Origin of the sequence: Aeromonas sp. 601027 (assembly GCF_049174455.1) — a bacterium.
Classification (GTDB): domain Bacteria; phylum Pseudomonadota; class Gammaproteobacteria; order Enterobacterales; family Aeromonadaceae; genus Aeromonas; species Aeromonas veronii_A.
In genome coordinates, this window is the sequence record NZ_JAAKTN010000010.1 from 64,834 (window position 1) to 77,944 (window position 13,111).

The window sequence follows — 13,111 nt, forward strand, 5'->3', positions numbered from 1 at the left end:
TTTCCATGTGTAAACCGCTGCATGTCGACAACTAACTGCCCAGCAACCCGAGGCGGCCCAGTTCATCCTTGAGCTGATCGAGATTGCGCTCGACACAGGCTTCCCCCTCGTTGATAGCATCGCTGGCGCGATGAAAATCCATGATGGAGAAGCTGCCAAGGCGCGGGCAGAGCTGGATCTCCGGCGGGTCACCGGCCATCCGGGCGCGGGTGATCCGCTCCTGCATGATGTTGATGGAGCCACTCATCACGCTCCACAGACCGGGGGTGGCTGGCGCGGATTCACCGCGATTGAGCCACTGGCTGAGCAGACCGCCGCTGCCGGGTTGATCCGGCTCGTCGGTCCAGGGTTGGTGCATATCGGTGTTGAGGTTGACCGCAATCACCACCTCGGCCCCCATGGCGCGGGCCAGCGAGATGGGCACCGGATTGACCACGGCGCCATCGACCAGCCAGCGGTCGTTGATCCGGGTCGGGGTTAGGATCCCCGGCATACCACAGGAGGCGCGCACCGACTGGCGCAGCGGGCCCTGTTGCAGCCAGATCTCGCGGCCGGTATCGAGCTCGGTGGCGATGCAGGCGAAGGGGATGGGCAGGCTCTCGAGATCGGGATCCCCCAGATGGCTGGCGGCAAGACCAAACACCTTTTCGCCGCGAAACAGACCGCCGGAGAGGGCCGGGTCGAGCAGGCTGACCACCTGCAGGCGGGTAAAGCCGCGCACCCAGGTTTCCAGCCGATCCAGTTCTCCGGCGGCATAGGCGGCACCGACAAAGCTGCCGATGGAGCAGCCAGCGATCAAATCCGGTTTGATGCCGAGACGTTCAAGGGCGCGGATGACGCCGATATGGGCCCATCCTCTGGCGGCGCCGCTCCCGAGAGCGAGCCCAACGCGGGGTTTACGTGGCACGACAGTCCTCCAAAAAAGGGGTTGAGGGCTCAGCTTACTCCGAGAGTCAGGAGGCGTCATCCTGCCATCTTTCGCTGCGGTTGCGACCGTTGGCCTTGGCCTGATAGAGCGCCACATCGGCGCGGCGTACCGCTTCGTGCAGGGGAAGGTTCTCCTGGTGGGGGAGATAGCCGAGGCTGATGGTGACCTCTAGCTCGGGTTCGATGGCGGCCCAGTCGTGATCTGCCACCGCCTTTCTCAGTCGCTCCGCCAGCTCGCCGAGCTGTGTTGCATCACTGCGGCCAATCAGCAGCAGAAACTCCTCGCCCCCCCAGCGGATCAGGCGGTCTGTGGGCCCAAGCTGCTGCTGGCAGATCTGCACCAGCCGGATTAGCACCATATCCCCCACGGCATGGCCAAAGTTGTCATTGACTCGTTTGAAGTGGTCTGCATCGAACATCAGGATCCCCGCTTGCAGCCGGGCCAGCTCTCCCGCCTGCTCCAGTAGCACCACATAGTGGCGGTTGAAAGCGCCGGTAAGGGCATCGTGGCAGGAGAGGTAGTTGAGCCGCTCGTTGAGGCGATGGGATCTCAGGTTGGAGAGGACGGCCAGCAGCATAAAGAGGATGGCGAGCAGGGTCGGCGCGGACTGGCAGAGCATGGCCCACACCAGCGGTAGCAGGGTCACGCTGTGCACCAGCCGCAACGGGGTATCAGGTATCGCCATGGTCAGCTGCAATGTGCCTTGCCGCCATTGATATTCGCCGGTCGGTTCGGTGTTTTGCGGCGCCACGGGCTGGTGTGCGCTGCTGGCCAGCACCTGGTGGTACTGATTGAGCAGCAGATATTCCCCCAGCGCCGGGGTCATCTGATCGAGCTGCTGCTGCAGGCGGGCGAGCAGCACATCCATGTTGATCATTCCCACCAGAGTTCCCTCTTTGTAGAGGGGCTGGGACATGGTGACCATGGGGCCGCGCCCGATAAAGTCCTCATAGGGGCGCGAGAGAACGGTCTTCTTGTCCGGATTGGTGCTGTGCAGCGCATCTTGCCAGAAGCTCTTCTGGTAGATGGTGGGATAAAAGCGAAACCGGCTGGAGGGTTGCCAAGGGTAGAGATAGATAAAGTTGTCCACACCGGTGAAGTAGACCCAGGCGATCTCGTTGCCAAGGCGCTGGCTGGCGGTGGCAAGCAAGGGGGAGAGGCTCAGGGCCAGATGAATGCGTGCCTCACGCTCGCTGCCGGGGGGCGGCAGCGGGCCATCACCGGTGAGGTTGCCTGCCAGTCCGGCAGGCAAATCACCGGGGAGCTTGTCGAGAGCCAGCCCCTCTGGCAGCGCCTCGATATGGCGATAGAGCTGGCGGGTGAGCACCGACTGGGGGTCGCTGCGCAGTCGCTCCTCAGCCTGCCCGCGCATCGCCTCCAGAAATACTTCGGTCCGTTTGAACCGATCCCGCAGGTAGATGGCACTGTTGAGGGTATCGCTTTGATAGAGGCGTTCAATCTGTTTCAGGCTTTGCCACAAAGTCAAACCAATCAGCAGGATGACCACGGCGAACAGGAGCCAGGTCAGGCGTGTGAGAAAACGGTGGCCAGACATGTTGGGCATAGGCAGTCAGTCGGGTTGCGAAGGAAATTGTCGTTAGTGTATGCGATGTGGTGTGAAAACAAACTGAACTACCTGAAACCGGGTGAGTTCACCATGCACCTGTTACGTTTTGTCACATTTATACATAGTCACGGCATAGTCTGGGGCTAAAATGGCCCCCACTCAGATTTCCCCTTCTTAACACTTCATGGATTGTTTGATGAAAATGCGTATCTGGATTGGCCTCGGCCTGCTCTCTCTGGTAGCGGCCATCTGGTGGGCGGTTGGCCACTTGCAACCAGCAGCCAAAGCCCCTTCCCGCGAGATAAATATTCGTACCCAGACCGTCAAGCAGAGTCTGGCCGAGCCGACTCTCAAGCTGGTAGGTAAACTGGCGGCCAACCACTCGGTGGTGATCACTCCCGAGGTGACCGGGCGCCTGGTCAAGATTGCGGTGCAGTCGGGTCAGCAGGTCAACAAGGGCGATACGCTGGTCGCGCTGGATGCGGGCAAGCAACAGGCGGAGCTGGCCGAGCAGAGTGCCAGTCTGCGCGACGAGAATCGCAAGCTGACCGAGATGCGCAAGCTTGTCGCCCGTGGAGCCGTCACCCAGTCGGTGTTGGAGGGGCAGGAGGCCACCGTTGATCAGGTGCAGGCGCGGGTCGATGCCGCCCGTTACGAACTCTCCCAGCGCACTCTCACCGCTCCCTTTGCCGGTACCGTGAGCCTGATTGATTTGAGCGAAGGGGCCCTGGTCAATAGCGGCGATACCCTGTTGCACCTCGACGATATCGACACCCTGCGCCTCGATCTGGCAGTGCCGGAGCGCTACCTTTCCCTGCTGCGCCCTGGCATGGCGGTGACAGCGACCAGCGCAGCCTGGCCGGATCAGCGCTTTAACGGCACCCTCACCACCCTCGATAGCCGTATCTCCAACGAGACCCAGAACATCAAGGCGAGGGTCGAGTTACCCAATAATAACGGCCAGTTGCGCCCAGGCATGCTGCTCAATGTAGAGCTGGCGCTGCCTGCCCAGCAGCTTACCCTGATCCCCGCCCAGTCGGTGGAGTACGCCGGTGAGCAGCGCTTTGTTTACCGTCTCGAGGCCGATGGCCGGGTCAAGCGGGTGCCTGTGGTACTTGGCGAAACCGAAGGGGAGACCGTCTGGGTCACCGAGGGGCTCAAGGTCGGCGATCGCATCGTGGTCGAGGGGCTGGTCAACTTGCGTGATGGTGCCAAGGTGCACGATCTGGCGGAGGTGAATGGCTGATGTGGCTCTCCGATATCTCAGTACGCCGACCGCTGGTGGCGGTAGTGCTCAGCGCCCTGCTCAGCGTGTTCGGTCTGGTCGCCTTTAGCAAATTGACTGTGCGGGAGATGCCGGACGTGCAGATCCCGTCGGTCTCCATCACCACCACCTATGAGGGAGCGGCTCCCGCAGTGATGGAGAGTCAGGTCACCAAGCCCATCGAGGATCAGCTCTCCGGCATCAGCGGTATCAAGAATATCAACTCGGTGACTCGCAAGGGGCGCTCGATGATCACGGTGGAGTTCAAGCTTGGCTGGAACATGGTGGAGGGGGTCTCCGATGTGCGCGACGCCCTGACTCGCGCCAAGAGCAAGCTGCCGGAGGATGCAGACGAACCGCTGGTGACCAAGGATAGCGGCAGCGGTGACGTGGCGGTCTGGCTCAACTTCAGCAGCAGCCAGATGGATCGTACCGCCATGACCGACTACGCCAACCGGGTGCTGGTAGACCCCTTGAGCCTGGTGGACGGGGTGAGTGAAGTGGCGCTCTCCGGCGATCTGACGCAGGTGATGTATGTGCGGTTGAGGCCGGCCGATATGGCGGCCCGCGGCGTGACGGTAGCGGATGTGCAGGATGCCCTCAAGCGCGAGAACATAGAGCTGCCGGGGGGGGAGATCCGCAACAACTCCATGACCATGTCGGTGCAGATTGCCCGGCTCTACCACACCGCCGAAGATTTCCAGCAGTTGCAGGTCCGTACCGCGACCAACGGTCAGAGTGTCTATCTGGCCGATATTGCCGATGTGGAGGTGGGAGCCAAGAACGAAGACAGCGCCTACCAGCGCAATGGCCGCGAGAGTCTGGGTATCGGCATCGTCGCCCAGTCCACCGCCAACCCGCTGGCGGTGGCACAGGGGGTGGAGAAGAAGCTAGTGGAGATGCAGCGCTTCCTGCCGGAGGGGGCCACCCTTGAGGTTGACTACGACTCCACCATCTTTATCAAGCAGGCCATCGACGAGGTATATGAGACACTGGCCATCTGTGCCGTGCTGGTGGTGGCAGTGCTCTATCTGTTCCTCGGGCAGGGGCGCACCACACTCATTCCGGCCATTACTGTGCCGGTGTCGCTCATCTCCGCCTTTATCGGCGCCTGGTATCTCGGTTTTTCCATCAACCTCATCACCCTGCTGGCGCTTATTCTCGCCATCGGTCTGGTGGTGGATGATGCCATCGTGGTGGTGGAGAACATTCACCACCATCTGCAGCGGGGTGAGCCCCCCCTGCTGGCGGCCTGGCACGGCACCCGCGAGGTGGGCTTTGCGGTCATCGCTACCACCGCCGTGCTGGTAATGGTCTTTATTCCCATCGCTTTTATGGATGGTATGGTGGGCAGGCTCTTTACCGAGTTTGCGATGTTGCTTTCGTTGGCGGTGCTCTGCTCCTCGCTGGTGGCGCTGACCCTCACGCCAGCCATGGGCTCCTGGCTGATGCGCCCGCTCGACAAGCCGAACCGGCTGACGGCGGCCCTCGATCGCGCTTTGGGCCGGATGGAGGGGCACTATCGTCATCTGCTGCAGGGGCTGCTGCGTCGCTCGCGCTGGATGCCGCTGGCGCTGCTGCTCTGTCTGGCCGGTATCGGTGCCCTCTTTACCCAGCTGCCTAGCAGTCTCACCCCGACCGAGGATCGCGGTGTGGTCTTCGTCTTCGTCAAGGGGGCGGAGGGGACCAGCATCGAGCGGATGAAGCGCAACATGCAGCAGGTGGAATCGACCATCATGCCGATGCTGGGCCAGGGGGTGGTCAAGGCGATGAGCTTCAGTACCCCCGCCTTTGGCCGTGGCGGCGATCAGACCGGCATGGTGATCATCCAGCTCACCGACTGGGCCGAGCGTGATGTGACCGCCACCGAGTTTTCCCGCTCGCTCGGGGCCAAGCTGTCGGTTATTCCCGATGTGATGATCCGCACCTTCCAGCCAGGCTTCCGTGGCGGCTCTACCGCTGCGGTGCAGTTCGTGCTGCAGGGCAACGACTATGCCGAGCTCTACCAGCAGGGGCTAGAGCTGCAAAAAGCAGCGCAGGCCAGTGGCCTGATGATAAGCCCGGATCTCGACTACGCCGAGAAGACTCCTGAGCTGCAGGTGACCGTCTCGCGCGACAGCGCCAGCCAGCTCGGCATACCGGTCTCCACCGTTGCCAGCACCCTGCAGGCGATGTTGGGCGGGGTGAGCAAGACCACCTATGTGGACAGGGGCGAGGAGTATGACGTCTATCTGCGCGCCAACCAGAAGGAGTTCAACGGCATCTCGGATCTCGGCCGCATCTACCTGAAAGCGGCCAATGGCGAGATGGTGAGCCTCTCGACCCTGGCGACCGTCAAGCAGGTGGCGACCGCCAATCGCCTCAACCACTATCAGCGCCAGAAGGCGGTGACCCTGACCGCCGATGTGGCACCGGATCACACTCTGGGCGAGGCGCTCGACTTCCTCGATGGCTGGGCCAACGAGCATCTGCCGAGCGGTATGACGGTGGATTACGCCGGTGACTCCAAGGATTACCGCGACAATCAGGGGGAGATGGCGATGGTCTTCGGCCTCGCCCTGCTGGTGGTCTATCTGGTGCTGGTGGCCCAGTTCGAGAGCACCCTCACCCCGACTGTGGTGATGATGACGGTGCCGCTCGGCATCTTCGGCGGTCTACTTGGCCTCTGGTTGACGGGGCAGGAGATGAGCATCTACAGCCAGATCGGGATGATCATGCTGATCGGCATGGTGACCAAGAACGGTATTCTCATCGTCGAGTTCATCAACCAGTTGCGTCAGCGCGGTGAAGGATTCGAAGAGGCGATCATCGCGGGTTCGGTGCGCCGTCTGCGGCCGATCTTGATGACCTCGCTCACCGCCATCATCGGCGCTGTGCCGCTGATGCTCTCCATGGGGGCTGGCTACGAGAGCCGGATGGCGGTGGGGACCGTGGTCTTCTTCGGTCTCTCCCTGGCGACCCTGGTTACCCTGCTGGTGGTGCCCGCCACCTACCACCTGATCGCCCGTCACGCCAGCATGACCGGGCAGCGGGATCAGCAGGTAGATGAGGCGCTGGCCGCCAGGGGGGACACTTCTGAGCCATAACGGTAGTGTCCGATGCCAGCTTTGACTGGGGCCGCGGAGCGTATCAGTCCGCACCCGCAAGCGTGCAGAGCCCGATAGCCGGCTCTGCACGCGCCATCCCCCCGGACTGATAGCCCGTCGAGTGGTTAATCTTCACAACAAACCACTGGTCAAGTGGCTCGACAAACATCACGGTTCTACGGTGTGGCCGGTTACGGAGCCGTGCCGTGCGTGAAGCAGCCTATTCCCCGATCCCCCTCATCATCTCTTTTTCCCCTCCATTTCTGCGGCTTGAGATCGTTTTTACCTAATTGGCACTTTTATTGCTTTTGGTCCGTCAGCGTCAATGATTTGTCTGGGGACAGAAAATGGAAATTAGTGCAAGCAGCCTGATGCAAGAGATGCAGGCTCTCAAGGTAGAGGCCGGTGCAACCCCGCTGTCACAGCCTGGCCGTCAGGTGACCTCCGATTTTGGCCTGCTGTTGCAGCAGGCGCTCGGTAACGTCAACGAGTTGCAGGGCGCAGCCAATGATCTGCGCACCCGTTTCGATATGGGCGACAAGTCGGTGGATCTGGCCGAGGTGATGATCGCGGGCCAAAAATCCTCCATCGCCTTTGAGGCGACGGTGCAAGTGCGCAACAAGATGGTTGATGCCTACAAAACCATCATGAATATGCCGGTCTGAGCGATGACCGTGCATCATGACATGTCAGCAATAAGGACATAAATCGTGGCTACTGACCAAAATGGCGATCTGCTGATAAACGATGAGGGCACCGCCGCCCTCGATGCCAACGAGCAGAAGAGCTCGGCACTGGGATTCTTGTCCAATACCGATGTACTGCGCCAGATCACTCTGATCCTGGGGCTTGCCATCTGCCTGGCCATCGCCGTCTTCATCCTGCTGTGGGGCAAGGAGCCGGATATGCGCCCTCTTGGCACCTATACCACTCAGGAGCTGGTCAAGACCCTCGACTTTCTCGATCAGCAGAAGATCCCCTATGAGGTCGATGGCAAGAGCGTGCTGGTCAGTGCCGAGAACTTTGCCAGTATCCGGTTGGCACTGACCCGGGCCGGCCTCACCAATGCGGCCGATGTAGCCAATGGTGGAGAGGATATTCTGCTCAAGGACTCCAGTTTCGGTGTCAGCCAGCGGATGGAGGCCGAGCGCCTCAAGTTGAGTCGCGAGCGCCAGTTGGCGAGCGCCATTGAACAGTTCCAGAATGTGGCCAAGGCCCAGGTGCTGCTGGCCATCCCCAAAGATAACGTCTTTGCCCGCAACGAGCGCAAGCCCAGTGCTACCGTGGTACTCAACCTGAAAGGGGCGGCACTGGGGCAGGGGGAGGTGGACTCCATCGTCGATATGGTGGCCTCTGCGGTACATGGCCTGGAGCCGACTCGTGTCACCGTCACCGACCAGAATGGTCGCCTGCTTAATTCCGGCTCCCAGGATCCCGTCTCTGCCCAGACGCGCAAGGAATTTGCGATGCAGCAGAAGCAGGAGCTGGAGTACAAGCAAAAAATTGACGCCATTCTGATCCCGGTGCTTGGCGCCGACAATTATACGGCGGAAGTGGATCTCTCCCTCGACTTCTCCCAGCAGGAGCAGACCCGCAAAACCTACAACCCGGATCTGCCTGCAGTGCGCTCCGAGATGACGTTGGAAGAGAACAGCTCCGGCGGCAGCAATGGCGGTGTGCCGGGGGCTCTCAGCAACCAGCCCCCTGCCGCGTCCAATATTCCTGAACAGGCCACTGGCGGTGATGGGGCCAGCGTTGCTGCCTCGGGGCGTTCTCGCAAAGAGGCGACCCGCAACTTCGAACTGGATACCACCGTCAGCCATACCCGGCGCCAGATGGGGGGCATTCGCCGCATGACCGTCTCGGTCGCGGTGGATTACAAGGCGGTGCCCGGTGCCGACGGGGCTGTGACCCGCGAAGCGCGCAGTCAGGCGGAACTCGATACCCTGCGCCGTTTGCTGAGCGGTGGCCTTGGCTTTGATGTGACCCGTGGTGATACCCTCGAGGTGGTCGCCATTCCGTTCAATCGTCCCGAGCTTGATACCGTGGCCGAGGTGCCGCTCTACGATCAGCCCTGGTTCTGGCGTGCGGTACGGATTGCCGCTTCGGTACTGGTGATTATTGTCTTGATCGTCACCGTGGTTCGCCCCATGCTCAAGCGGCTGCTCTATCCGGATGCTAAGCCGGAAGGGGAAGTGGACTTTGACAACCACACCGTATTGGGGGGTGACGACGAGCTCAGCTTGCTGGCAGCCCAGGTTGAGGGAGAGCAGGTATTCGGGGTGCGCGATGGTCAGCTGAAACTGCCGGATCTGCACCGTGATGAAGATTTGCTCAAGGCGGTGCGTGCGCTGGTGGCGAACGAACCGGATCTGGCCGCTCAGGTCATTAAAGAGTGGGTAACCAAAGATGCCTGAAGAAACTAAAAGCCAGGTGACCGGTAACGACATTACCGACAGCCAGCGCCAGTTGCTGGATCAGATGTCCGGTATGGAGATGGCGGCTGTATTGATGTTGAGCCTCAACGAAGAGGATGCCGCCCAGATCTTCCGCCATCTCGAACCCAAGCAGGTGCAGCGGCTCGGTATGTCGATGGCCTCCATGTCCGATTTCAGTCACGATCGGGTGGCGGCGGTGCACCGTCAATTCATCGACGATATCCAGAAGTACACCAACATAGGTATCGGTAGTGAAGACTTTGTGCGCAAGGCGTTGGTGGCGGCCCTTGGCGAGGACAAGGCGAGCAACCTGGTGGACCAGATCATTCTCGGTTCCGGTGCCCGTGGCCTCGATTCGCTCAAGTGGATGGATGCCCGTCAGGTGGCCAGCATCATCCAGAACGAACACCCGCAGATCCAGACCATAGTGCTCTCCTATCTGGAGCCGGAGCAGTCCGCCGAGATCCTGAGCCAGTTCCCGGAGCAGGTGCGCCTCGATCTGGTGATGCGTATCGCCAACCTCGAAGAGGTACAACCGGCGGCACTGCAAGAGTTGAACGACATCATGGAGAAACAGTTCGCCGGTGCGGCCGGTGCCCAGGCAGCCAAGATGGGCGGCCTGAAGGCAGCCGCCAACATCATGAACTATCTGGATACCAATATCGAAGGCCAGTTGATGGACTCCATCCGCGAGTCGGACGAAGAGATGAGCCAGCAGATCCAGGATTTGATGTTCGTGTTCGAAAACCTCATCGATGTGGACGATCGCGGTATCCAGACTCTGCTGCGGGAAGTGCCTGGGGATCTGTTGCAGCGCGCCCTCAAGGGGTCCGACGATCAGATGCGCGAGAAGATCTTCAAGAACATGTCGAAACGGGCGGCAGAAATGCTGGCAGACGATCTGGAGGCCATGGGGCCGATCCGGGTCTCCGAGGTGGAGGCTGCCCAGAAGGAGATCCTCTCCATCGCCCGCCGTCTGGCGGATGCCGGCGAGATCATGCTGGGTTCCGGCGGTGGCGAGGAGTTCCTCTAAACCATGGCCAACTCATGTAACCTGTCTGCCGCCCAGTATGTTGTCTTGGCAAGGAGCGGCGCGAATAGATGAACAACAAGCTGCGTGGTTATGTGCGGCCTGAAGGGGAAGAGACCCGGGTAGAGGCCTGGGGCTGGCCCGAAATGGACGTGGTGGCTGAGGCCGAGACCAATGCGCTCGGTCTTGCACCTGACTGGTATCAGCAGGAAGAGGAGGTGGTGGAGCCGGAACCCGAGCAGGAGCCGACCCCCAGCATCACCGCCGAAGAGCTCGAAGCGATCCGTCAGGCCGCCTGGGAAGAGGGACTGACCGAAGGGCGCGAGGCCGGTTTTGCCAAGGGGCTCGAAGAGGGCAAACTGGAAGGATTGCAACAGGGTCATGCTGCAGGTCTCGAACAGGGGCGCGAGGAGGGGCTGGCCATGGGGCGCGATCTGGTGGAGCAGGAGATCGCCCACTGGCAGGGTCTCGCCGCACGCCTTGCCAATCCCCTGAGCGCGCTGGATCTGGCGGTAGAGCAGCAACTGGTCTCGCTGGTGATGCAACTGGCCCGCGCGCTCATTCGCCATGAAGCAGAGACCTCGCCCCGCATCCTGCTGGAGGCGCTCAAGGAGGGGCTGGCCTTGCTGCCTGCCGCCGAACAGGGGGTGACTCTGATGTTGCATCCCGACGATATCGCGCGAATCGAACAGGCATTTGGCGCCGACGAGTGCGCCAAGCGCCACTGGCGATTGCAAAGCGATCCCACCCTCTCCCCCGGCGATCTGCAACTGGCTACCGAGCTATCCAGCATCGATCTGACCCTCTCCGGGCGCATCGATCAGTTGCTGCGCAACTTCTTGCGGGACAATGCGTCGCAGAAACCGGCTTCGCAGGACTCACGCCCATAACCGATGCCGGACGTTGCCGTCCGGCTGCACTTTTTAGCTCTCAGGAGGCCAGATGAGCGGCTCGCTACTGAACCGGTTGCAAGGGTACAAGGTTCGCGACAGCGCCCCCAAACCGCCGGTTGCCGGCAAATTGACCCGGGTGGTGGGGCTGACCCTCGAAGCCATCGGCTGCCGTGCCGCCATCGGAGCCTTGTGTCGCATCGATACCCTGGATGGGACGCTGGAGGCCGAAGTGGTGGGGTTCTCGGGCGATCGCCTCTATCTTATGCCGAGTGAACAGCTCAAGGGGGTTATCCCTGGTGCTCGGGTGGTGCCCATCACCGAAGAGCACGGTATTCCTGTTGGCATGAACCTGCTTGGTCGGGTCATCGACGGCATCGGCCAGCCGCTTGATGGCCTCGGCCCCATTATCTCGTCCCGGACGGTGCAGTTTGCCCAGCACCGCATCAACCCGCTCTCTCGCCGCCCGATCCATCAGCCGATGGACGTGGGGGTACGCGCCATCAATGCCGTGCTGACGGTGGGGCAGGGCCAGCGGATGGGGCTGTTTGCCGGTTCCGGTGTCGGTAAATCGGTGCTGCTGGGCATGATGACTCGCGGCTCGGTGGCGGATGTGGTGGTGGTCGGCCTCATCGGTGAACGGGGCCGGGAAGTGAAAGAGTTTATCGAAGACATTCTGGGAGAGGAGGGGAGAGCCCGCTCCGTGGTGGTGGCGGCTCCCGCCGATGCCTCGCCGCTGATGCGGCTAAAGGGGTGTGAGACGGCGCTGGCCATCGCCGAGTATTTCCGCGATCAGGGGCTTAATGTGCTGCTCTTGATGGATTCGCTGACCCGTTACGCCCAGGCTCAGCGGGAAATCGCACTGGCGGTGGGCGAGCCGCCAGCGACCAAGGGCTATCCACCGTCGGTATTTGCCAAATTACCGGCGCTGGTGGAGCGGGCGGGTAACGGCAGTGACGGCCAGGGCTCCATCACGGCATTCTTCACAGTCCTGACTGAGGGGGATGACCTGCAAGATCCCATTGCCGATGCGGCGCGAGCGATCCTCGATGGCCACATAGTGTTGTCGCGCGAGCTGGCCGATGCGGGCCACTATCCGGCCATCGACATCGAGAAGTCCATCAGCCGGGTCATGCCCATGGTGACCTCGCAGGAACATATGGATCTGGCGCGCACCCTCAAGCAGTTCTACTCCCTCTATCAGCAGAACCGGGATCTCATCACCATCGGCGCCTACAGTCAGGGTTCCGATCCGCGCATCGACCGTGCCATCATTCAAAAACCCTATCTGGATCAGTTCTTGCAGCAGGGGATGCGCGAGGTCATTCACTACGATGATGGCCTGCAAGCCTTGCAGATGGTGGCGATGCCATTGATGCGCTGATGATGGTCGGTAACAGAGAGGTCGACGATGAGTAAAGGGTTGCTATTGTTGGCCGATCGGCTGGTGGAAGCGGAGCAGCAGTGTGCGCTGGCACTGGTGAAGGCGCAGCAGGATCTCAAGCTGTTCATGGATCAGCAAAATGCCCTCAACCAGTACCGCCAGATCTATCACCAGCAGTGGACCGATCGCGGCCTGCAGGGGATTTCGCCCCAGCAAAACAGCCAGTATCACGCCTTTATCAACAAGCTCGAACAGGCAGCGACCCAGCAGTACGAAGGGGTGTTGCAGGTGCGTCAGGCGCTGGAACAGCGCCGTGAAGAGTGGCTGGCGGCCCAGCAGCGGCGCAAGGCGGTAGAGCTGTTGCTGGAGAAGCAGGCGAGCCGCGAGCAGCAGAAAGCCCAGCGTCAGGAGCAGAAGATGCTGGATGAGTACGCCATGTTGCGACGTTTTCATCAATCTGGCCTGTAACTTGCTTTGATATGGACATTGTCGGCGGCCATCTCTTTGGGGGCCACCAGAATTCA

Annotated in this window: 10 protein-coding genes; 8 read left to right on the forward strand and 2 right to left on the reverse strand. The window is 61.2% G+C overall.

Annotation, left to right across the window (positions count from 1 at the left end; genetic code table 11):
* Nucleotides 1-31: 31 nt before the first annotated feature.
* Together G5193_RS13890 and G5193_RS13895 are read right to left on the reverse strand one after the other, a co-directional pair.
* The gene (locus tag G5193_RS13890; RefSeq protein ID WP_100654262.1) at nucleotides 32-907 is read right to left on the reverse strand and encodes a patatin-like phospholipase family protein; all 876 of its coding nucleotides are present in this window, start codon (nucleotides 905-907) and stop codon (nucleotides 32-34) included.
* Between the two features lie 46 nt (nucleotides 908-953).
* The gene (locus G5193_RS13895; protein WP_421206211.1) at nucleotides 954-2,492 is read right to left on the reverse strand and encodes a sensor domain-containing diguanylate cyclase; all 1,539 of its coding nucleotides are present in this window, start codon (nucleotides 2,490-2,492) and stop codon (nucleotides 954-956) included.
* Nucleotides 2,493-2,691: 199 nt separating this feature from the next.
* Between G5193_RS13895 and G5193_RS13900 the strand changes: the two genes are divergently transcribed.
* The 8 genes from G5193_RS13900 (at nucleotide 2,692) to fliJ (ending at nucleotide 13,055) form a co-directional block, all read left to right on the forward strand.
* Nucleotides 2,692-3,741 carry an efflux RND transporter periplasmic adaptor subunit gene (locus tag G5193_RS13900; RefSeq protein WP_421206212.1) on the forward strand — a complete coding sequence of 350 codons (1,050 nt, stop codon included), beginning with the start codon at nucleotides 2,692-2,694 and terminating at the stop codon, nucleotides 3,739-3,741.
* A complete protein-coding gene (locus G5193_RS13905) occupies nucleotides 3,741-6,845 on the forward strand; it encodes an efflux RND transporter permease subunit (RefSeq protein ID WP_421206213.1) in 3,105 nt (1,034 codons plus the stop codon). Before G5193_RS13900 ends, G5193_RS13905 begins: the two co-directional genes overlap by 1 nt.
* A gap of 347 nt (nucleotides 6,846-7,192) precedes the next feature.
* Nucleotides 7,193-7,510, forward strand: a complete 318-nt coding sequence (gene fliE / locus G5193_RS13910) for a flagellar hook-basal body complex protein FliE (RefSeq protein WP_042011636.1) — start codon at nucleotides 7,193-7,195, stop codon at nucleotides 7,508-7,510.
* Nucleotides 7,511-7,555: 45 nt separating this feature from the next.
* A complete protein-coding gene (gene fliF / locus G5193_RS13915) occupies nucleotides 7,556-9,262 on the forward strand; it encodes a flagellar basal-body MS-ring/collar protein FliF (RefSeq protein WP_216979265.1) in 1,707 nt (568 codons plus the stop codon).
* Complete coding sequence (fliG, locus tag G5193_RS13920; protein ID WP_216951816.1) at nucleotides 9,255-10,316, forward strand: flagellar motor switch protein FliG; 1,062 nt, start codon at nucleotides 9,255-9,257, stop codon at nucleotides 10,314-10,316. The genes fliF and fliG overlap by 8 nt, the downstream gene beginning before the upstream one ends.
* Nucleotides 10,317-10,384: 68 nt before the next feature.
* Nucleotides 10,385-11,203 carry a flagellar assembly protein FliH gene (gene fliH / locus G5193_RS13925; RefSeq protein ID WP_421206214.1) on the forward strand — a complete coding sequence of 273 codons (819 nt, stop codon included), beginning with the start codon at nucleotides 10,385-10,387 and terminating at the stop codon, nucleotides 11,201-11,203.
* A 52-nt stretch (nucleotides 11,204-11,255) separates the two neighbouring features.
* Nucleotides 11,256-12,587: a flagellar protein export ATPase FliI gene (gene fliI, locus G5193_RS13930; RefSeq protein ID WP_421206215.1), complete on the forward strand. Its 1,332-nt coding sequence runs from the start codon at nucleotides 11,256-11,258 to the stop codon at nucleotides 12,585-12,587.
* Between the two features lie 27 nt (nucleotides 12,588-12,614).
* Nucleotides 12,615-13,055, forward strand: coding sequence for a flagellar export protein FliJ (gene fliJ / locus G5193_RS13935; RefSeq protein WP_421206216.1), 441 nt, complete (start codon nucleotides 12,615-12,617; stop codon nucleotides 13,053-13,055).
* Nucleotides 13,056-13,111: the final 56 nt, after the last annotated feature.

What these genes read in the sequence shown, in the direction of transcription:
- G5193_RS13895 (WP_421206211.1), bottom strand. Translation starts at nt 2,492, where the DNA reads ATGCCCAACATGTCTGGCCACCGTTTTCTCACACGCCTGACCTGGCTC.
- G5193_RS13900 (WP_421206212.1), top strand. Translation starts at nt 2,692, where the DNA reads ATGAAAATGCGTATCTGGATTGGCCTCGGCCTGCTCTCTCTGGTAGCG.
- G5193_RS13905 (WP_421206213.1), top strand. Translation starts at nt 3,741, where the DNA reads ATGTGGCTCTCCGATATCTCAGTACGCCGACCGCTGGTGGCGGTAGTG.
- fliE (WP_042011636.1), top strand. Translation starts at nt 7,193, where the DNA reads ATGGAAATTAGTGCAAGCAGCCTGATGCAAGAGATGCAGGCTCTCAAG.
- fliG (WP_216951816.1), top strand. Translation starts at nt 9,255, where the DNA reads ATGCCTGAAGAAACTAAAAGCCAGGTGACCGGTAACGACATTACCGAC.
- fliH (WP_421206214.1), top strand. Translation starts at nt 10,385, where the DNA reads ATGAACAACAAGCTGCGTGGTTATGTGCGGCCTGAAGGGGAAGAGACC.
- fliI (WP_421206215.1), top strand. Translation starts at nt 11,256, where the DNA reads ATGAGCGGCTCGCTACTGAACCGGTTGCAAGGGTACAAGGTTCGCGAC.
- fliJ (WP_421206216.1), top strand. Translation starts at nt 12,615, where the DNA reads ATGAGTAAAGGGTTGCTATTGTTGGCCGATCGGCTGGTGGAAGCGGAG.